A 20,401-nucleotide genomic window follows, 5' to 3' on the forward strand; every position below is an offset into this window, starting at 1 on the left:
TTGCCCTCATCAGTCGCCGTCGTTGGCGTTGAAGCCCAGTTGGATGCCCAGCGCCTTGGCCAGTTCGCCTTCGTGCAAGCGGTGGACAACGTTGAGGCTGTCATAGATGTCGTTCAGCTGCTGGCGACCGGCATCGTCGGTGAGCATGTCGGTCAGCGAGCGCTGGTTGCCGGCAAGCAGTTTCAGGGACGCTGCGTAGGCCGCGTCGATCTTGTCGGCCAACGGTTTTTGCTCGCTCGGCAACAGACCGCGCAGGCCTTTGTTGTCGACACCCACCCAGACGGTTTGCGCAGCGCTCAGGCTTGCTTCCATGCCTTTGAGCGACGATTGGCTGCGCCAGGCATCGGCCTGGAATGGCTGTGGCGTACCCTTGCTCTGACGGCCCATCGGCGTGCCGAGTTTTTTCTTCAGGGTGTCCAGTGCAGTCACTTGCACACGCAGCAGATCGGCGATCGCTTCGTGTGAGTCGGCGTAGCGCTGGTTGGGGAATTTGCTCATCTGCGCGAGCATGCCGTCGTTGGTGTTCCAGCGCGACAGGATCTCTTCGGCCAGTTGCTTCTGACGCTCGCCAATGGCGGTCAGCAGCGGGCAGTATTTGGCTTTCTGAGCGCTGTCGGCCATGTCGATCTTGCTGTCGAACAGGATGTATTCATAAGCCGAGAGGCCTTGCACCACGACGCTGGACTTGGCCAGGGCGGCAGCATCGATCTGCGGCTGCGCAGTGACCAGTTGCTCGACTTGACGGCCGACGAGGTTTTTCTTGTCCGGCCAGAACTGCACCTGCCACGAACGGTTGCCTTCGGCCAGCGGCCCGATCAGCAGCGGTTGCAACTCGGCCCAGGCTTTTTGCGCGTGCAGGAAGTCGGCGCGAGCGGTGTCCAGGGTTTCCTTGCCTTGGCAGAACGCCAGGGCGCTGACCGCCAATTGCCGGTCGGCTTCCACCCAACGACTGTAGCTCGGCAGGATCACTTGCTTGGCGATGGCCGCCGAGGTGACCGCTTGCGGATCCTGGGGCGAACAGGCGCCCAGGGCGAGGGCGGCAAGGCTGGTGAACAACAATTTGGGACGGAACATGTCGGGCTCCCGCTGAAGGAATACGTATTAAAGGGAATTCAAAAACGCCAGCAACGCCGCGCGCTGCTCGGCGTTGAAAGACAAAACCTGTTGCTGCGCCGCTTTTGCCTCGCCGCCATGCCAGAGCACGGCTTCGAGCAGGTTGCGGGCGCGGCCGTCGTGCAAAAACTGGGTGTGTCCGCTGACCGTCTGCGTCAGGCCGATGCCCCACAACGGCGGCGTACGCCAGTCGCGGCCACTGGCCTGGAACTCGGTGCGGTTGTCGGCCAGACCGTCGCCCATGTCGTGCAGCAGCAGATCGCTGTAAGGGCGAATCACTTGATTGGCCAATTCAGGTTCCGCGGCGTTGGCGGCGGTGGTGTATTGAGGGGTGTGACAGGACTGGCATCCGGCCTGGAAAAACAGATTCTTGCCGGCCAGCACCTCAGGTGCGCCAACATCGCGACGGGCCGGCACGGCGAGGTTACGGCTGTAGAACAGCACCAGACGCAAAATGTTGTCGCTGACTTCCGGCTCGCCATCCGGGCCATTGCCGTTGGGCGCCTGTTTGCAAGCGGTTTGGGCGTCGGTGCAGTCATCAATGGGTTTCAGGCTGGTCGTGAGGCCCATATCACCAGAGAACGCATGAACATTTTGCTGATTGAGGTTCGGTTGCCCGGCTTTCCAGCCAAATCGCCCGAGAACAGTCTTCTGCTGCGCGTCGTCCCAGACCCGGTTCGGTCGTCCGGCGATGCCGTTTTTCTCTCGGGCCTGAGCCTCGGCGTTGGCCAGGATGGCCTCGTCGGGAATCGCTTCAAGCAAGCCCAGGCCAATCATCGGCGGTGCGATGCGCGCCGAGAAACGTGTATCCGGGTGCATTGGGCCGTAGCCGAGTTGGGTCATCTGCAAGATTGGTTTACGCAACTCGATTTCGCTGCCGTCCTTGAAGCGCACCGGGACCGGCGTGTAATCGACGCGCACCTTGCCTTCCGGGGCGACGCCGGGCACCGCCATGTCCTGGAACTGGCCGCCGTAGACCGGCTCCGGCACCACGCCCAGTTGTTCGATGACCTTGGCGTAGGCGGGGGCATTGGGGATCGACAGGCGTACCAGCATCGACACCGCATTCGGCGCATCGGGCGTTGGCGGATGACCGCGCCCGTCCTTGATGTGGCAGTTCTGGCAGGCGTTGGTATTGAACAACGGGCCGAGGCCATCGCGGGCGGTGGTGGTCGACGGCGCGATCACCCAGGGGCTGCGAAAGAAGCTATTGCCGACGCTGAAGTCGACGCGCCGTGACGGCGGCAGATTGGCGGAGGGCAAGGAGAATGCGTTCTTGTCGGTCTTGCGCACTGTCGCGCTGCCACCGGACCGGGCTTCACCGGGTTCGGCCTGGGTAAAACGCGGGGCGTCATCGCAGGCACTCAGGCCCAGGGCCAGCAACAGTGCAGACAAGCGAAGAGGCAGCGTGGGCATCGGACATCCTGCAAGACGAGCAAAACAAGGGCGCAAAGTCTAACAGGGCAGGGGAGTTTGAATAAGAGGAATTATCGTTTGGTTGATGTGAGGCAGGGTTTGATGTCAGACCGCGTCGCGGCCATCGCGGGCAAGCCACGCTCCCACAGGGTTTTGCGCTGACCCCGTGGGAGCGTGGCTTGCCCGCGATGAGGCCATCAGCATCACCCAAAAGACAGGCATGAAAAAGGCGACCCGAAGGTCGCCTTTCTATTCACTCAGCCAGCGTTGATCAGAACTCGTGATCAGCGTTGTCCGGGTTCAGGTCGCTGATGCCCAGTTTGCCGGCAGCGGCTTCGATCGAACCGGTCTGCTTGACCAGGGAAGCAATGGCGTCGCGCACGATCTGATTGCCAGCGGTGTTACCGGCAGCGATCAGTTGGTCGTAGTGCTCACCCTTGTTGGCGTGATCGACCATGATCTGGATCTTGGCTTCGGTCGCAGCCAGGTCGGCTTTCAGCGTGGTGTCGGCAGCAGGGTCGGCCTTGGCCACCAGGGACGACAGGCTGGCGCCGGTCATTTTGGTGCCGTCGACACGGGTGTATTCGCCCAGGTACACGTTACGAATGCCTTTGGCATCGTAGAAGTGCGAGTTGTGGGTGTTGTCGCTGAAGCAATCCTGTTCGTCTTCCGGGGAGTTGGCTTCCAGAGAAACCTTCATGCGCTCGCCCGCCAGTTCGCCCAAGGACAGGCTGCCCATGCCGAACAGCATTTTGCGCAGACCGGATTCAGCCGGTTCCGCTTCCAGGGTGGCGCGGTAGTTGTCGGCCACGTTCGGCTTCCAGTTACCGACCATTTCTTCCAGGTCGTTGACCAGCAGTTGGGTCACGGATTTCAGGTAAGCGCGACGACGATCATTGTGACCGCCGGTAGCGCCTTTGCCTTCCAGGTAGTCGGAGGCTGGACGGTTGCCGGCACCAGGGCCGGTGCCGTTCAGGTCCTGGCCCCAGAGCAGGAATTCGATGGCGTGGTAGCCGGTGGCGACGTTGGCCTCGGAACCGCCCAGCTCGTTCAGGCTGGCGAGTTTTTCCGGGGTGATGTCTTTCACGTCGACCTTGTCTTCGCCAATCTGAATCTGGGTGTTGGCGATGATGTTGGCAGTGGCGCCCGGGTTACCCAGTGCGTGTTCGTAGGATTTGTCGACGTAGTCGATCAAGCCTTCGTCCAGTGGCCAAGAGTTCACCTGACCTTCCCAGTCGTCGATGATGGTGTTGCCGAAGCGGAACACTTCGCTCTGCAGGTAAGGCACGCGGGCCGCGACCCAGGCAGCCTTGGCGGCTTTGAGGGTGTCGGCGTCCGGCTTGGCGAGGAACGCGTCGACGGCGGTTTGCAGGGTTTTCGCGGTGGATTCGGCATCGCTGTAAACGGCAAAGACCATGTCGGCGTAATGCGCAACCACAGCCTTGGCGGCGGCTTCATCGACTTTAGCGGTGGTAGCAGGCGCAGCTGTGCTGGCGGCCGGGGTCGGCGCTTGTTGAGCGGCAGCCTTGTCTTTGCCTTCGCCGCAACCGGCGAGGGAAATAGCGATGGCCAGCAGACTGGCGGTGGCCAGAGGCATACGAATCATGGCGAACATCCTGCTTCGGTAATGGATTGGGCGCGCACGGGCGGCGCGCAAAAGTGCCACATAATGCAAATCTTTCGCATTATCTGTAAAGGGTTGTACCTGTAAATATTTCTTATTCACCTGTGGCGAGGGAGCTGCTACAAAGGCTGCGTTGTTTCAGAGGATGGCCGCGTTACTGCGCTGGGCCTGCTTGAGGTAGACGCTCAATTCCCGCGCCGGCAGCGGTTTGCTGTAGTGATAGCCCTGACCTTCGTGGCAGCCTTCGGAGATGATGTAGGCCTCTTGCTCGGCGGTTTCCACGCCTTCGGCAATCACCTGCATGCCCAGGCTTTTGCCCAGCTGGATGATGGCCCGGACGATGGTCGCATCGTCGTCGTCATCGAGCAGGTCTTGAACGAAGCTCTTGTCGATCTTGATCTTGTCCAGCGGCAGGCTTTTCAGATAACTCAATGACGAATAACCGGTGCCGAAGTCGTCGATGGCGATCAGCGCGCCGGAGCGACGCAGACTCAGCAAGTGCTGGGCGGCGGTGCTGATGTCTTCCATCAGGCCGGTTTCGGTGACTTCCAGCTCCAGGCTGCGCGGTGGCAGTCGGTAGATCTGCAGCAGGTTATTGACCACCCGCGGCAACTCGGCGTGGTGCAATTGCACGGTGGACAGGTTCACCGCCATGCGCAGGTCGACGAAGCCCTGATCGTGCCACTCGCGCAGTTGTTTGCAGGCCTGGTCCAGCACCCATTCGCCAATGGCAATGATGGTGCCGTTCTGCTCGGCCAGCGGGATGAACAGGTCCGGCGGCACCAGCCCATGCTCGGGATGCTGCCAGCGAATCAACGCCTCGACACCGACCACGCGATGATCGCGGTAGCTGATCTGCGGCTGGTAGACGAGGTAGAACTGGTCGCGGATCAAGGCGTCGCGCAGGTCTTTTTCCAGCTCGCGACGCCGACGCATTTCCGTGTCGACGCTGGCGATATAGAACTGATAGCGGTTGCGCGAGCGCGTCTTGGCCAGGGTCATGGTCTGCTCGGCTTTTTGCAGCAGCTTCTCGGTGCTGTCACCGTCCTCGGGGAACAGGGTGATGCCGATGGTGGCGCGCAGGCGGATTTCCTGATGATCGAGGGCGAACGCCGCTTCCAGATCATCGAGAATGCTTTGGGCCAGTTCGGCGGCTTCGTAGGGTTGTTCGATGTCGGCCTGGACCAGCGCGAACTGGTCGCCGCCCAAGCGGGCGAGGGCGCCGAGGCGGCCGCTGTGAGCGCGCAGGCGATCGGCCAGAGCCAGCAGCAACTGGTCGCCGGTCTGGTAGCTGAACTGTTCGTTGACGCCTTTGAAGTCATCGAGCCCGACACACAACACCGCGACCCGACGCTGCAATTTGCCGGCGTCGACAAGGATCTTGTCCAGCTGTTGCTGCAATTGCTGGCGGTTCGGCAGACCGGTGAGAAAATCATACTGGGCCATGCGCAGCAGGCTGTTTTCCGCCTCGTGGCGCAGGTGAGTGTTGCGCTCAATGGATTCGAGCAACTGGTTGGCAGTGTTGATCCAGACCCCCAGCTCGTTTCTTTCATGGCCCTTGAGCTGCGGAATCTTGTGGGCGCTGGGCCGGTCCGGGTTGATCTCAGTCAGATGTTCGATGATCCGCGACAATGGTTTGGTCAGCAGCCAGTGGTAAACCAGATACAACACCAGGCTCATGGCCAGGGCGCGCAAGACGCCAGAGATGAAGATGATCACCGAACTGACGATGAAGCTCTGGCCGTAGGTGGCGGTGTCGAGGGTAATGCTCAGGTCGCCGTAGTACTCGCTGTAGGGACCGCGACCCACCAGTTGGGTGGTGAACGTGCGTTCCTGGCCGAGGATCAGGTCAGTCAGCCAGCGGCTGTGGGACTGCTGCAGCTCGCGGGATTTTTGCGCGAGCATGGCTTCGTGGGGATGGCCGATGGAGGCCATGCGCACGGCGTCATCCTGGAACAGGCCTTCGATTACCTGCATGCCCATTTCCCGATCCAGGCTGTAGACCGCCTGAGTGGAGGGATCGCGGAACATGTCGAGGATGCGCTGGGCATCGTTGGCAACCGCCTGACGTGTTTTATAGGCATCGAAAACAATCTGTGCGCAGCTCAAGACCACGCCGACGATCAATGCTGACAGGAGCACGACCCGGAGTAACTTCACCGACAAGCTGTTCTTGAGTTCCAGCTTCAAAGGGTTATTCCTTGTTCCGTGCGGGTAGCGTCAAGTTGCCATGAGTATTGGCAATCCCGTGATGGCAGTCAAAGGGACAATCCAACCCAGGGGATATTGCCGGTAGCTTGGCCGATATGCTGCTGTTTGGAGTATTTGCCCTATTAACACTGTGTCGGTTGCCGGGGCCTTCAACTTGAGGAGGTTGAGGCAATTTTTCCTTGTGTTGATGTTAGACCGCTGTGCTGCGGGGGCAAGAGGGCGAATGCGGCTTGCGTTGTGGGAAAGCACGCCAACGTACGGATTTTCGATGGCATAAAAAACCCGGCATAAAAGCCGGGTTTCTTGACTGGCGCGAAGCTTAAGCGGTGAAGGTTTTGCCTTCGAACTGCTCAGCCACGAATTTCCAGTTGACCAGGTTCCAGAACGCTTCGACGTACTTCGGACGAAGGTTACGGTAGTCGATGTAGTAAGCGTGTTCCCAGACGTCGCAGGTCAGCAGCGGGGTATCGCCGCTGGTCAGCGGGTTGCCGGCGCCGATGGTGCTGGCCAGGGCCAGGGAACCGTCAGCCTTTTTCACCAGCCAGCCCCAACCGGAACCGAAGGTGCCGATGGAGGTTTTGCTGAACTCTTCCTTGAACTTGTCGAACGAACCGAAAGCAGCGTTGATGGCATCAGCCAGAGCGCCGGTTGGTTGACCGCCGGCGTTTGGCGCCAGGCAGTTCCAGTAGAAAGTGTGGTTCCAGACCTGAGCGGCGTTGTTGAAGATGCCGCCCGAGGAAGTCTTGACGATTTCTTCCAGGGTCTTGCCTTCGAACTCGGTGCCTGGCACCAGGTTGTTCAGGTTCACGACATAGGTGTTGTGGTGCTTGTCGTGGTGGTATTGCAGAGTTTCCTCTGAAATGTGCGGCTGCAGGGCATTGTGCGCGTAAGGCAGCGGCGGCAATTCGAAAGCCATGATAATTCTCCTAATCAGGTCAGTTGCGGTGAGCGCAAGGCCGATCACGGGCGGCCAGACATGCGCCGGGGAGTTTGTACTCTTTGCGGCGCAGGGATCGGATCATAGCACCGGGGGTGCGGCATAACCACGCAACAACTGTGTGGAATAGAGGTTCCAGAGCCTTTTGGAATAAATCATGAAGCGATGATCAACTGGAACGCTACGGTGAACATCATTACGGCCACCAAAAGGTCGAGGATTCGCCAAGTGCTTGGCCGTGCCAACCACGGTGCCAACCACGCTGCGCCAAGGGCCAGGGTAAAAAACCACAGCAACGATGCACTGGCCGCGCCCACGACATAAGCACCGGGCTCGGTCTGTTGTGCGCCAAGGGAGCCGATCAGCAACACGGTGTCCAGGTAGACGTGCGGGTTGAGCAAGGTCACCGCCAAAGCGCTGAGCAGCACCGCCCGTAACGAGCGCACGGTCTGGTTCTCGCCGTGTTGCAGGCTCTGTTTCGAGCAGGCCCGACGCAGCGCAAGGCTGCCATACCACAGCAGAAACGCCGCGCCACCCCAACGAGCGATGGCCAACAGAGTCGGGTTCTGCGCCAGCAACGTCGCCAGGCCGAACACCCCTGCGGCTACCAGCAACGCATCGCAGGTTACGCAGAGCGCCGCCACCGGCAGGTGATGTTCACGTCGAAGGCTCTGCGCCAACACAAACGCATTCTGAGTGCCGATCGCCATGATCAGCCCGGCGGCCACCAACAGGCCGTTCACATAGCTTTGCCACATAAGATTTTTACTCCGCGTTGGCCGCCAGATCCCGCAGTACCTGCAGGGCGCGTTCGGCATCGGCCTGGCCGACGAACAAATGGTCGTGGTAGTAGCCGGCAATCACGTTGCAACTGATGCCGGCCTGGCCCAGTGCCGTGGCGAACGCGGCGGTCAGGCCGACGGCTTCAAGGGCTGAGTGCACGTTCAAGGTGATCCAGGCAGCGATGTAGTCGAAGCTGAAACCGGCCTTCTCTGCGTGGGAACGTTGCAGAATCACCGTCAGCCCTTCCTGTTCGCGGAAGCTGCCGACAATCTCAAGGCCTGCGGGCAGCTTGCCGTCAGGCAACGTGCAGAACACGTATTCGCCGTCGTTGAGTTGCGGGCTCATGCTGCGCAGCAGGGTTGCCAAAGAGGTTTCGCCAGCCATGTCGGTGATCCTTGTTCAAGAGTTCTTGCTGGCCATTCTCCGGTGGGAAGTTGTATAAGAAAAACCAATAGTGCTGATCGCTCATTAGGAAAACTGATGTTCGACTACAAATTACTGTCCGCGCTCGCTGCCGTGATCGAGCAGGCCGGATTCGAACGCGCCGCGCAGGTCTTGGGCTTGTCCCAATCGGCCATTTCCCAGCGCATCAAACTGCTCGAGGCGCGGGTCGGCCAACCGGTGCTGGTGCGTGTCACGCCTCCGGCTCCGACGGAGATTGGCCGGCGATTGCTCAACCATGTGCAGCAGGTGCGATTGCTGGAGCGCGATCTGCAAAGCCTGGTGCCGGCGCTGGACGAAGAAGGCCTGCCGGAACGCCTGCGCATTGCGCTGAACGCTGACAGCCTGGCCACCTGGTGGGCTGCGGCGGTGGGGGAATTTTGCGCGCAGGAGCATCTGTTGCTCGACCTGGTGGTGGAAGACCAGACCGTCGGCCTCAAACGCATGCGCGCAGGCGAAGTGGCGGGGTGTCTGTGCGCCAGCGAGCGGCCGGTGGCCGGTGCGCGCAGCGTGCTGTTGGGGGCGATGCGCTACCGTGCGTTGGCCAGCCCTGCATTTATTGCCCGGCATTTTCCCCAAGGTGTGCGCGCCGATCAGTTGGCCAGAACCCCGGCGCTGGTATTTGGCCCGGACGATTTCCTGCAGCATCGTTACCTCGCGTCAGTCGGCGTGAATGGTGGTTTCGAACATCATTTATGCCCGTCTTCCGAAGGTTTTCTTCGTCTCACGGAAGCAGGGCTTGGCTGGGGCCTGGTGCCTGAATTGCAGGTGCGCGAGCAACTGGCGCGCGGCCAATTGGTGGAGCTTTTGCCAGATAAGCCGATCGATGTGCCGCTGTACTGGCATCATTGGCGCAATGGCGGTCAGCTGTTGGGGTTACTCACCGATCAATTGGTGCGCTCGTCGAAGCAATGGCTGGTGCCGTTGGACTGACGGCTGGCGTCAAGACCTCACGTCCTACGCAATATGCAAAACGAAATATTCGGAGCAATACATGAAGATTCTGGTCACCGGCGCAAGCGGCTTCATTGGCGGACGCTTTGCGCGTTTTGCCCTGGAGCAGGGCCTGGATGTGCGGGTCAACGGTCGCCGGGCCGAGAGCGTCGAGCATTTGGTGCGCCGTGGTGCCGAGTTCATCCAGGGCGACTTGAGCGACCCGCAACTGGCGCGCGACCTGTGTTCCGACGTCGAAGCCGTGGTCCATTGCGCCGGCGCTGTCGGTTTGTGGGGGCGCTATCAGGACTTCCATCAAGGCAACGTCGAGGTCACCGAGAACGTGGTCGAGGCCTGCCTGAAACAACGGGTGCGGCGCCTGGTGCACTTGTCGTCGCCATCGATTTACTTCGATGGCCGCGATCATCTGGGGTTGACCGAAGACCAGGTGCCCAAGCGCTTCAAGCATCCTTACGCCGCAACCAAATACCTGGCCGAGCAAAAAGTTTTCGGTGCGCAGGAGTTCGGCCTCGAAACCCTGGCCCTGCGCCCGCGTTTCGTGACGGGCGCAGGCGACATGAGCATTTTCCCCAGGTTGCTGAAGATGCAGCGCAAAGGGCGGTTGGCGATTATCGGCAATGGCCTGAACAAGGTTGACTTCACCAGCGTGCAAAACCTCAATGAAGCGTTGTTCAGCAGCTTGCTGGCCAGCGGTTCGGCCTTGGGCAAGGCCTACAACATCAGCAACGGAGCGCCGGTGCCGTTGTGGGATGTGGTCAATTACGTGATGCGCAAAATGGATGTGCCACAGGTGACCCGTTACCGTTCCTACGGCTTGGCCTACAGCCTTGCCGCGCTCAACGAGGGTGTTTGCAAGCTGTGGCCGGGTCGTCCCGAGCCGACCCTGTCGCGGCTGGGCATGCAGGTAATGAACAAAAATTTCACCCTGGACATCAGTCGCGCCCGGCATTATCTGGATTACGATCCGAAAGTCAGTCTCTGGACCGCCCTCGATGAATTTTGCGCCTGGTGGAAGGCTCAGGACATTCGCTGACACACAAGGGCCGGCCCTCACTGAACCGAGTTCAGGGTTCAGGGTCAACCGGTGCGGCAGCGAGGGTTATACTTCGCCCCATCAAGCCATCACCGCGTTTTACAAAGGTTGACTCAATGTCCATGCGTAACGATGCCAACGACGACTTCGACGATGTACCGAGCCTGCGTGCCGACAGCCTCGACGACGATGATTTTCCGACCACCGCGCGTACTTCCGTGCATTCGCGCACCACACCGGTAGTCAAGGTCAAAGGCCCGAGCACGGGCCCGCTGTGGGCGTTGGTCGGTGCGTTGTTCTTTGCCTTCGCTGGCCTTGCCTGGTGGAGTTTCCAGCAGATATCGCTGATGGAACAACAACTGGTGGCGACCCAGGAAAGTTTCGCCCGTATCAGTGAGGAAGCGGCGGGGCGCTTGCAGGACATTTCCGGCAAGGTCGTGGCCAGCCAGTCCACGGTCAACACCGGCAGTGAAGCGTTGAAGCTGCAGATCAAACAACTGGAAGGCAAGCTCCAGGACCAGAGCAAACAGCTGGAAAGCAAACTCCAGGATCAGAGCAAACAGCAGCAAGGCGTGCTCGGCCAGACCTCCGATCTGGAAAAGCGCCTGGCGCAAATGACCACGCAGGCCAGCGAACAACAAGCCGCCAATGCTCAGTTGCAGGCCCAGGTCAAAGCCTTGAGCGGCGAACTGGCCGCGTTGAAGAGCGCATCGGCCGATACCAGCAAAGTCGACGCCCAACTCAAAAGCCTTGGCGCCGATATCGCTGCGCTGAAGCGGCAAGGTAACCCGAGCGCCGCCGTCGAGCGTCTGGAGCAAGACATGATCGTGCTCAAAAGCCAACAGGACAACCGCCCGGCCGCGGCGCAAGGTGGCAACAATACCGCCGAGTTCGACGCCTTCCGTGGCCAGGTCACCCGCAACATCAACACCCTGCAGGCGCAGATCCAGAACCTGCAACAACAGCTGCACGCCCGGACTCAATAGCCCGATGCAGTGATGTTGTGTGGAGTGGGCCTGTGGAGTGGGACTTTTGTGGCGAGGGAGCTTGCTTGTGGCGAGGGGGCTTGCCCCCGTTGGGTGGCGTAGCCGCCCCATCTCCATTCACCACGGCTTTCAGATAGTCCGTGGTGCCTGATTTGCGACTGCTGCGCAGCCGAACGGGGGCAAGCCCCCTCGCCACAGATAATCCGCCCACCACAGATAATCCCTCTCACTACACTGGCCACAGGGCTTGCTCGCGAATGCAGGCGACTCGGTCTTTCTACCGAACCTTGTCTTCCCGCCCGCGCAACAGCCTGTTCGGCATGGCAATCGCCGCCGCCAGCCCCAGCAGCGACACGGCCGCGCTGACCATCAGCAAATGCCGGAAGGTCAGTAGCAACTCGGCACGCAAGGCGTTTTGCGCATCACCCGGCGCGGCGTTCAAACCATCGAGCAAGACATTCCCCGAACGACCCTCGGCAATCAGCGACGAGCCGGCCAGGTGCGCGAAACTGGAATCCTGCAACAACGCCAGCAACAGTGCCGACATCAACGCCACGCCCACTGCACCGCCCAGAGCGCGGAACAGATTGGTGGTGCTGGTGGCAACGCCAATGTCCCGTTGATCCACCGAGTTTTGCGTGCCCACCAACGACGTCGGGAACTGCATGCCGCCAGCGATTCCGCAAAGCAACATGAACAGGCTGCTCAGCACAAACGCCTGCGGCGCACTGAACGCCATGCCGAGAATCGCCAACGGCATGAGCAACGCGCCGGTCAGGATCATCGGTTTGTAACGACCGGTCACCGAGGTCCGGCGCCCGGCGAAATAGGCGCCTATCGGCAAGCCCATGGCCAGCGGCAACAGGTGCAGTGCCGCGCTGTCGGCCCCGGCGCCGGTGACGCTCTGGAAGCGCAGCGGCATCAGCACGATCAGGGAAATCGCCTGGAAACTGGTGAAGAAAATCGTGCACCAGCAAAGGATTGCATTGCGGTTGGCGAACAAGTGCATCGGCAGCAACGGTTCCCGCGCCCGCCGTTCATGCCAGACGAACACGGCCAGCACCACCACCGCACAACCGAGCAAACCCGCCACTTCAGGACTGCGCCACGAATGCCCCTGGCCAACCTGAGTGATGCCCAGCAACAACGCCGTCAGGCCAATGATCATCAGCAACGTACCAAGGTAATCGATGATTGGCTTGCGCTGCGGTACCGGCAGCCCTACCAGCGTGCGATAAGCCACCCACCAGGCACCCAGGCCCAACGGCAGGTTGATCAGGAATACCCAGCGCCAGGACAGGTATTCGGTCATGTAGCCACCGAGTACCGGGCCGGCCACGCTGGCCACCGCGTACATGCTGCTGAAGTAGCCCTGATAGCGACCGCGTTCGCGCGGTGGAACGATGTCACCGATGATCGCCTGGCTCACCGAAATCATCCCGCCGGCGCCGATGCCTTGAAAGATCCGCGCCAGCACCAGTTGCTCCATGCTTTGCGCCATCCCGCAAAACAATGAAGCCAGGGTGAACAAGCCCATGCCGAACAGCATCAACCGGCGGCGGCCATACAGATCGCCGAGCTTGCCGTAGATCGGCACCGCCACGGTCATCGCCACCATGTAGCCGGAAATGACCCAGGCCAACAGGCTGACGTCCTTGAACTGCGCGGAAATCGCCGGCATCGACACCGCGACGATGGTCTGGTCCAGCGCACCCAGAAAGATCGCCAGCATCAGGGCGATCAGCACGCTGCGAATGGCCGGTTTGGGCGTTTCAGGCCGGTTGAGATTGGTCACGGTAAAACCTGCGGGCAGTGATGGACCCGCAAGAGGCAAGGCGAACGGGAGTGCTCGCCAGTGTAAGTCGATAGGAGCCTATTCGATAGCCTCGTATGGAAGGCCGACGTAGTTTTCCGCGATGGTTTTTCGGCCCGCCTCGGAGTCAACGAAATAGGCCAGTTCCGATTCGCTGATGCGCTGACTGAACGCGTCGTGCTCGTCGAAACGATGCAACATCGAGGTCATCCACCAGGAAAACCGTTCGGCTTTCCACACCCGCCGCAGGCAGATTTCTGAATACTTCTCCAGCAAATCAACACGGCCTTCGCGGTAAACCTTCAGCAGAATATTGAACAACGTGCTGACGTCGCTGGCCGCCAGGTTCAGGCCTTTGGCACCGGTGGGCGGGACGATGTGCGCGGCGTCGCCGACCAGGAACATCCGCCCGTACTGCATCGGCTCGACCACGAAACTGCGCAGCGGCGCGATGCTTTTCTCGATCGACGGGCCGGTCACCAGCACATCGGCGAGGGCGGCCGGCAGACGGGATTTGAGTTCGTCCCAGAAGCGTTGGTCGGACCAGTCATCGACCTGATCCTGGGCCGGTACCTGAAGGTAATAACGGGTGCGTGTCGGCGAACGCATGCTGCACAACGCAAAGCCCCGTTCATGCCGCGCGTAGACCAACTCCTCGTGAACTGGCGGAGTGTCAGCGAGAATCCCCAGCCAGCCGAACGGATACACCCGCTCGAACACCTTCAGGCAGTCGGCAGGAATCGACTGCCGCGCCACGCCATGGAAACCGTCGCAACCGGCGATGTAGTCACAATCGAGTCGATACGTTTCGCCGTCCTTGTCGAAGGTCACATAGGGTTCAGCGCTTTTCATGCCGTGGGGGACGACGTTGCCAGCTGCATAAATTGTCTGCGCGCCAGCGTCCCGACGAGCGGCCATCAGGTCGCGGGTGACCTCGGTCTGGCCATACACCATCACGGTTTTGCCACCGGTCAATGTCTGCAGATCGATGTGTACCCGGCGCCCGTCCAGGGCCAGTTCGAAGCCGGTGTGGACCAGCCCTTCGGCGTCCATGCGCTGGCCCACTCCGGCCTGACGCAACAGCTCTACCATGCCTTGTTCGAGGACACCGGCACGGATGCGCCCCAGCACATAGTCCGGGGTCTGGCGTTCGAGAATCAGGGTGTCGATGCCGGCGTTATGCAGCAATTGGCCGAGTAGCAAACCAGAGGGGCCGGCGCCGATGATGGCGATTTGTGTTCTTAGTGTTTTCATTGTTTTTATGACTCGCAAGCTCCACGCGACCAACGCCGGTGGATGATTTTTATGGATCGAGTGCTTGCATTTTTCACTTGCGGGTCTGTCAATTGAAGGTGAAAACTGAGCCGATACCTGTACATTCTGCCAATCGGTGCGATTATCGCCCCGTTACCTTCGAGGCCTGGATTGAAGTGATGAACAAGCCCGCCCTGCCATCGATTCCGGTGTTCAAACTCTACGGTGAAAGCCTGGATTGGCCGACCCCCGATTTGCTTCACTGTGAAACCATTTCAAAACGCAGCCGCGAACATCAATGGGAAATAAAACCCCATCGCCACGCTGATTTGTGTCAGTTGCTCTTCGTCTTCAAAGGTCAGGCAGAGCTTGAAATCGAAGGGAAACGCTCACAATTGGCTGAGCCGGCAATCATCATTCTGCCGCCGTTATCGGTGCATGGTTATCGGTTTTCCGAGGACGTCGAAGGGTTCGTCGTCACCCTGGCCGCGCCGCTGGTCGCCCATCTTCAGGCGCAGTTGGGCAATTCGGTAAATGCCCTGGCCCAAGCCGAAAGCTACCCGGCGGGCAAGGACAGCGAGTACCTCAACAGCCTGTTTTCAGCGCTGCAAAGCGAATACACCGGCCATCAACCAGCGCGGGAAATGCTCATGCATTCGCTGGTCAGCGTGATCATGGTGTGGGTCAGCCGTCAGGTGATCCAGCGCCGCGCTGCCAATCAGCGTCCGCAGCGTGCCCGGGAATACCTCAACGGTTTTATCCAGCTGGTGGAGGAGACCTATCGCCAGCACGTCAAGGTCGAGGACCTGGCCCATCGGCTGGGGATTTCCGTGTCCCACCTCAACGGCACGTGCCGTGAACTGGCGGGGCAACCGGCGTTGCAGATCATGCACGAGCGTCAGTTGCTGGAGGCCAAGCGCTTGCTGACTTACACCAGCATGACCATTTATGAAATGTCCGATGTGCTGGGGTTTTCCGATCCGACCAACTTCACACGCTTGTTCCGACGTCGGGTGGGGATCTCGCCCAAGGCTTTTCGCGACCGCTTGAAGGCCGATCAGGACGCTGCCGATCAGAAGAGCGAGGCCTGACCCCTGTGGCGAGGGGGCTTGCCCCCGTTGGGGCGCGAAGCGGCCCCGGCATTTCAATGAGAACACCGCATTCACCGAATTACGACTGCTGCGCAGCCGAACGGGGCGGTGCGGCGTTCCGACAAGCCCCCTCACCACAAGGTGTTCGTTACCGGAGGGCGTTGAGGCTTGCGCTGTGGGGGATGCAGCGCTCGAAGTTGCAGCTCGCGAAGTCATGGGGCACTTTGCGCAACTGTTCGACACGCCAGGCGGCTGTGCCATACAGCGCCAGCGTCGCCGCGCAGGTGATGAAAATGGCGAGGTATCTTCTTGTTTTGATGTTCATGGCGTTGACCTCTGAACGAATACCCTTGGGTACTGCTTTGAGCATAGGTCAGCGCCGGTGAGTTGCCATCAAAACCACCCCACATTCGCTCCGGTTAAAGGCCCACATCCCACGCCGGCTCTTCGGGAAATCTGAGCACCAGAAAATCCAGCATGCTGCGCAACGCCACCGGCATGTGCTTGCGTGAGGCATACACCGCATAGATGTTCATCTGACGGGGCTCGGCCTGGGGCAGCAGGCGGATCAGTTCGCCGCTGTGGATATGCATGCCGGCCAGGTAACTGGGCAGCATCGCCACGCCGGCCCCGGCCATCGCCGCGCGCAACAGCGTGCTGGCTTCGTTGGCGCTGATGTTGCCCTGCACCGGCACCGAGACCGGTTCGCCATCCTGCTCGAAATGCCAGAGGCTTTTGCCGAAGTAGGAGTGGGTCAGGCAATTGTGCAGGCTCAGGTCTTCGACCCGCTGCGGCGCCGGGTGCTCGCGCAGGTAAGCGGGGGAGGCGCAGATCACCGAGCGGCACACCGTCAGGCGCCGGGCGATCAGATTCGGGTCCAGGTCGTTGCTGGTGCGGATGGCCAGGTCGATGCGCTCATCCACCAGGTTCACCGTGCGGTCGAGCATTTGCAGATCGATGCTTACGCCGGGGTAACGTTTGACGTAGGCGGCCATGGCATCCGCCAGTTGCGCCTGGCCGAACGAGGTGCTGACGCTGATCCGCAGCAGGCCGCGCGGTGCGTCGTCCGGCTCGCTGACGGCGGCTTGCATGTCGCTGGATAAATCGAGCATCTGCCGGCACCGGGGCAGGATTTCGCTGCCGGTGGCGGTCAGGCTCAATTTGCGCGTGGTGCGGTGCATCAGGCGTGCGCCGACCCAATCTTCCAGCTCCGCCAGATACCGTGAAACCACCGGCCGCGACAGGTCCAGGTGATCGGCGGCGGCCGATTGGCTGCCCAGGTCCACCACCGTAACGAACACCCGCATTGCTTGTAGACGATCCATGATTTGCCCGCTTTCAGAAACAAACTATGTTCAAGCATCGCATTTTTTGTATCGAACCAGGCAACTAAGCTCTGTCCCATCGCCAAGCACGGCATTCGGACAACGGAGCAACAGATGATCGGCTTCACTTCAATCAAACGCATTCTTCTGACAACCGCGGCACTGGGCTTCGCGGCCCATGCCGCTGCGGCGTCGACCCTGACCTTGGACGTCTACAACCCGGGCACCAACGCAATCTTCCCGGTGACCTCGGTACTGGTCAGTGGCGAGAAGGAAGCGATTCTGGTGGACGCACAATTCGGCAAATCCCAGGCCGAACAAGTGGTGGAAAAAATCCGCGCCAGCGGCAAGCAACTGACCACCATCTACATCAGCCACGGTGACCCGGATTACTACTTCGGCCTCGACACCATCACCCAGGCGTTCCCGAAAGCCAAAGTGCTGGCCTCGCAACCGACCGTTGATCACATCAAGAAAACCGTCGACGGCAAACTGGCGTTCTGGGGTCCGAAAATGGGCGCCGACGTGCCGAACAAAACCATCGTGCCGCACGTGCTCAAGGGCGATAGCCTGATGCTGGAAGGGCAGAAACTGCAGGTGCTCGGCCTGGATGGCAAGCAACCGGATCGCAGCTTTGTGTGGATACCGTCGATCAAGGCAGTGGTCGGTGGCGTGGTTGTCGCCGAGAACATTCATGTGTGGATGGCTGATACCCAGACCCCGCAGTCTCATGCCGATTGGCTGACGACGTTGCACACGATCGAAGCCTTGAAGCCGAACACCATCGTGCCGGGTCACTACCTCGGTGAGAGCGCTCGCTCTCTGGCGGCTGTGCAGTTCACCGCTGATTACATCAAGGCTTTCGACGAAGAAACCGCCAAGGCGAAAGATTCAGCCGAACTGATCGGCGCGATGAAAAAACGCTACCCGACCCTGGGCGAAGAAAGCTCGTTGGAGCTGAGTGCCAAAGTCGCCAAGGGCGAGATGAAGTGGTAATCCGCTGAACAGTGGCGAGGGGGGCGACGCAGAACCTGTAGGAGCGAGGCTTGCCCGCGAAGAACGATGACGCGTAATCCCTGAAAAAACCGCGGCGCCTTCTTCGCGGGCAAGCCTCGCACCACAGGATTTTCGTCGCCCCGTGCCATACACATCAATACAGATTCACCCAAGCCAACTGGAGAACGTCATGAGCAAAATCGCAATCATCGGTGCCACCGGTCGTGCCGGTAGCCAACTGTTGGAAGAAGCCCTGCGTCGCGGTCACAGCGTCACCGCCATCGCCCGCGACACCTCGAAAATCGGCCAGCGTGCCGGTGTCGTCAGCAAAAACGTCGACGTGCTCGATGCCGTGGCTTTGCAAGCGGCAGTAGCCGGCCATGACGTGGTGATCAGCGCGGCGCATTTCTCTACCATCCCCGCCAGCGCGGTTATCGAGCCGGTGAAGAAGGCCGGTGTCAAACGTCTGCTGGTGGTGGGCGGTGCCGGTTCGCTGTTGCTGCCGGACGGTACTCGAGTGATCGACAGTGAAGGCTTTCCGCCGGAGTACAAGGCTGAGGCCAGCGCCGGTGCCGAGTTCCTCAATACCTTGCATCAGGAAAAGGAACTGGACTGGACCTTCCTGTCGCCGTCGGCGGAGTTTGTCGAAGGTGAGCGTACGGGCAAGTTTCGGCTAGGCAAAAACGACTTACTGGTCAGTGCACAAGGGCGAAGCTGGATTAGCTTTGCCGATTATGCAATTGCGATGATGGATGAAGTTGAAAGTATGTCCCACGCGCGACAGCGATTCACCGTCGGCTACTGATATATCGCGAAACAAGAAGCACAAGTTATTTCGGTGACTTGTGCTTTTTTATGCGTGTTGAAAATGTGTCTTTCGGTAACTTTTCTAGTTTGGGTTAGTTAGTGGGGTGTTTGCGTATTGTGGTTTTTTCGTAAGGTTAAAAATCGGCAGTGTCGTGGGTTTGATTTCCTACAGTCTGCGCCCTTATGTGGAGAGTTGATGAGGAGAATTTAGAAGGTTACCGTGGGTTCTGCCACGATGCGTGGTGGGAAATGTAAATCCTGTAATTTATTGATATATAACTCAGTCAGCTGAAGCTGTTAGGGATGGCACTATGGGGCACGATCAGGGAAGTGAGATAAGGCGTGCTGCGCTGAAGTCGTTTGTAGAACTACAAGGCGCGGATGCGGCAGAAGATACTGAAACTAAATTAACGCGCGTTGCGCTAGAAGCGGTTGCAGAACTACAAGGCGTGGATACGGTCACGGAAGCGGCAAAATATGTACCTGTTCAATATTTTGGTGTTATGGCGGGTTACGATGCACCTCATTACCAGGATGGAACCTTTATTGTTAAAAAGGAAAATATCGTTGCCATCAGAAAGTATGTCAGCCAGAGCCTTCTCCAACCGGTTGACCTGAGCGCCGTAGAAAAACTGCTCGGTTATACCCAGATCAATGTGGATGGACTGGAGCCTCGTGATATTCAGAATTTGCATCAGAAAATTCATCAGCATGCGCTTTCCTGGGCAACGCTGGAGCGCGATACCAAAGACCTGGGGACACGGCTGGATCTTTTTGCCAAGGGGTTCATCAACACCGGACGGCTGGTGATCGGTCATCTGGAGAAATTCAGCGGGTACAAGGATTTAAGCGGCACGATCGATACCTTATCGGACGCGGAACGTGCGGTATTGATGGCTATCCCGATGGGGAACTCCGACACAGAGAAGGTACAAAGTCTGGTCAGGTATCTCGGGAGAATGAAAAGTGATATTGAAGTTTTTTATACCCGCATAACGGCCGTCAAAGCGTTGGCCGTCGAATTTTCCCGCAAGATTTCAGCAGATCTCATACCAATAGTCGATGCCAAACTGGGCAATATTGAAAAGGCTGGTATCGAAGAGCCCAAGCGGCTTAAAAATCTAAGAGATCAGATTAAAGACTTGGATCAACAGATTGCAGAGAAAGTCGCGGAGTACGATAGCCTGGTCGGGTATGCCTTTACGGGGTTGGTGTTCGGCCCTATCGGTGTTGCTGTTACCGGCGGTATATTCGGATCGAAGGCGGAAACTGTCAGAGGTCTGAAAAATACCTTGAACGAGCGTCGGGCCGAATTGCTGAAAGGAATGGAAGGGGCAACTCTTTCGACGTTGTTGAGCGGTCTGGCTGGGCAATTGAGTAATATAAAGTCGCTGATGGTGGATGCAGAGAAAGGCGCGAAGAATCTGGAGGATGTATGGGCGATCCTGTGGGTCAATGTTCAGGAGTCTGCTATCCGTTTGGCTCAAGTCGATAATGCATTTGATTTAAATATATTGGTTTTGGACTTGCAGACGGTGGTCGAGCCTTGGGATGTTATTCAAGGGCATGCCAGAGCCCTGTCAAAGGTTTTCAATGAAGTGGTTGGTTAAATTCTAT

Annotated in this window: 18 protein-coding genes; 7 read left to right on the forward strand and 11 right to left on the reverse strand. The window is 59.3% G+C overall.

All coding sequences use genetic code 11. The features are described 5' to 3' along the window. Nucleotides 1-9: 9 nt before the first annotated feature. From AC1RL4_RS09205 to AC1RL4_RS09235, 7 genes are all read right to left on the reverse strand, one after another. The gene (locus AC1RL4_RS09205) at nucleotides 10-1,074 is read right to left on the reverse strand and encodes an imelysin family protein (protein ID WP_018926578.1); all 1,065 of its coding nucleotides are present in this window, start codon (nucleotides 1,072-1,074) and stop codon (nucleotides 10-12) included. A 27-nt stretch (nucleotides 1,075-1,101) separates the two neighbouring features. Beyond that, on the reverse strand, nucleotides 1,102-2,529 hold the full coding sequence (locus AC1RL4_RS09210; RefSeq protein WP_111454719.1) for a di-heme oxidoreductase family protein: 1,428 nt from the start codon (nucleotides 2,527-2,529) through the stop codon (nucleotides 1,102-1,104). A gap of 271 nt (nucleotides 2,530-2,800) precedes the next feature. Beyond that, nucleotides 2,801-4,135 (reverse strand): imelysin family protein, encoded by a 1,335-nt coding sequence (locus AC1RL4_RS09215; protein WP_493119525.1) that lies wholly within the window; start codon nucleotides 4,133-4,135, stop codon nucleotides 2,801-2,803. A gap of 156 nt (nucleotides 4,136-4,291) precedes the next feature. Beyond that, entirely contained in the window at nucleotides 4,292-6,343 is a 2,052-nt protein-coding gene (locus AC1RL4_RS09220; RefSeq protein ID WP_018926575.1) for a putative bifunctional diguanylate cyclase/phosphodiesterase, read from the reverse strand. 340 nt (nucleotides 6,344-6,683) lie between these two features. After that, entirely contained in the window at nucleotides 6,684-7,280 is a 597-nt protein-coding gene (locus AC1RL4_RS09225) for a superoxide dismutase (RefSeq protein ID WP_007938876.1), read from the reverse strand. 176 nt (nucleotides 7,281-7,456) lie between these two features. Next, entirely contained in the window at nucleotides 7,457-8,059 is a 603-nt protein-coding gene (locus tag AC1RL4_RS09230) for a LysE/ArgO family amino acid transporter (protein ID WP_019581534.1), read from the reverse strand. 7 nt (nucleotides 8,060-8,066) lie between these two features. Then, a complete protein-coding gene (locus AC1RL4_RS09235) occupies nucleotides 8,067-8,468 on the reverse strand; it encodes an ACT domain-containing protein (RefSeq protein ID WP_018926573.1) in 402 nt (133 codons plus the stop codon). A gap of 96 nt (nucleotides 8,469-8,564) precedes the next feature. On the opposite strand from AC1RL4_RS09235, the gene AC1RL4_RS09240 reads away from it, so the two are divergent. The 3 genes from AC1RL4_RS09240 (at nucleotide 8,565) to AC1RL4_RS09250 (ending at nucleotide 11,498) form a co-directional block, all read left to right on the forward strand. After that, the gene (locus tag AC1RL4_RS09240) at nucleotides 8,565-9,458 is read left to right on the forward strand and encodes a LysR family transcriptional regulator ArgP (RefSeq protein WP_230174917.1); all 894 of its coding nucleotides are present in this window, start codon (nucleotides 8,565-8,567) and stop codon (nucleotides 9,456-9,458) included. A 61-nt stretch (nucleotides 9,459-9,519) separates the two neighbouring features. Further along, nucleotides 9,520-10,512: an NAD-dependent epimerase/dehydratase family protein gene (locus tag AC1RL4_RS09245; RefSeq protein WP_230174919.1), complete on the forward strand. Its 993-nt coding sequence runs from the start codon at nucleotides 9,520-9,522 to the stop codon at nucleotides 10,510-10,512. A 116-nt stretch (nucleotides 10,513-10,628) separates the two neighbouring features. Beyond that, nucleotides 10,629-11,498, forward strand: a complete 870-nt coding sequence (locus AC1RL4_RS09250) for an ATPase (RefSeq protein ID WP_230174921.1) — start codon at nucleotides 10,629-10,631, stop codon at nucleotides 11,496-11,498. Nucleotides 11,499-11,775: 277 nt separating this feature from the next. Here AC1RL4_RS09250 and AC1RL4_RS09255 read toward each other — a convergent pair whose 3' ends face one another. Together AC1RL4_RS09255 and pobA are read right to left on the reverse strand one after the other, a co-directional pair. After that, nucleotides 11,776-13,293, reverse strand: a complete 1,518-nt coding sequence (locus AC1RL4_RS09255) for an MDR family MFS transporter (RefSeq protein ID WP_230174923.1) — start codon at nucleotides 13,291-13,293, stop codon at nucleotides 11,776-11,778. Nucleotides 13,294-13,371: 78 nt separating this feature from the next. Continuing rightward, nucleotides 13,372-14,565 (reverse strand): 4-hydroxybenzoate 3-monooxygenase, encoded by a 1,194-nt coding sequence (pobA, locus tag AC1RL4_RS09260; protein ID WP_019581530.1) that lies wholly within the window; start codon nucleotides 14,563-14,565, stop codon nucleotides 13,372-13,374. A gap of 179 nt (nucleotides 14,566-14,744) precedes the next feature. Between pobA and AC1RL4_RS09265 the strand changes: the two genes are divergently transcribed. Further along, the gene (locus AC1RL4_RS09265; RefSeq protein ID WP_019581529.1) at nucleotides 14,745-15,656 is read left to right on the forward strand and encodes a helix-turn-helix domain-containing protein; all 912 of its coding nucleotides are present in this window, start codon (nucleotides 14,745-14,747) and stop codon (nucleotides 15,654-15,656) included. A gap of 148 nt (nucleotides 15,657-15,804) precedes the next feature. Here AC1RL4_RS09265 and AC1RL4_RS09270 read toward each other — a convergent pair whose 3' ends face one another. Continuing rightward, on the reverse strand, nucleotides 15,805-15,981 hold the full coding sequence (locus AC1RL4_RS09270; RefSeq protein ID WP_167331182.1) for a hypothetical protein: 177 nt from the start codon (nucleotides 15,979-15,981) through the stop codon (nucleotides 15,805-15,807). A 94-nt stretch (nucleotides 15,982-16,075) separates the two neighbouring features. Further along, nucleotides 16,076-16,981 carry a LysR family transcriptional regulator gene (locus tag AC1RL4_RS09275; RefSeq protein WP_493119530.1) on the reverse strand — a complete coding sequence of 302 codons (906 nt, stop codon included), beginning with the start codon at nucleotides 16,979-16,981 and terminating at the stop codon, nucleotides 16,076-16,078. A 114-nt stretch (nucleotides 16,982-17,095) separates the two neighbouring features. On the opposite strand from AC1RL4_RS09275, the gene AC1RL4_RS09280 reads away from it, so the two are divergent. From AC1RL4_RS09280 to AC1RL4_RS09290, 3 genes are all read left to right on the forward strand, one after another. Beyond that, nucleotides 17,096-17,977: an MBL fold metallo-hydrolase gene (locus AC1RL4_RS09280; RefSeq protein ID WP_204124671.1), complete on the forward strand. Its 882-nt coding sequence runs from the start codon at nucleotides 17,096-17,098 to the stop codon at nucleotides 17,975-17,977. Nucleotides 17,978-18,167: 190 nt separating this feature from the next. Continuing rightward, on the forward strand, nucleotides 18,168-18,782 hold the full coding sequence (locus AC1RL4_RS09285; RefSeq protein WP_096480981.1) for an NAD(P)-dependent oxidoreductase: 615 nt from the start codon (nucleotides 18,168-18,170) through the stop codon (nucleotides 18,780-18,782). A 313-nt stretch (nucleotides 18,783-19,095) separates the two neighbouring features. Next, the gene (locus AC1RL4_RS09290) at nucleotides 19,096-20,394 is read left to right on the forward strand and encodes an alpha-xenorhabdolysin family binary toxin subunit A (protein WP_489078602.1); all 1,299 of its coding nucleotides are present in this window, start codon (nucleotides 19,096-19,098) and stop codon (nucleotides 20,392-20,394) included. Nucleotides 20,395-20,401: the final 7 nt, after the last annotated feature.

Source organism: Pseudomonas sp. GW822-FHT07A10, assembly GCF_058798795.1.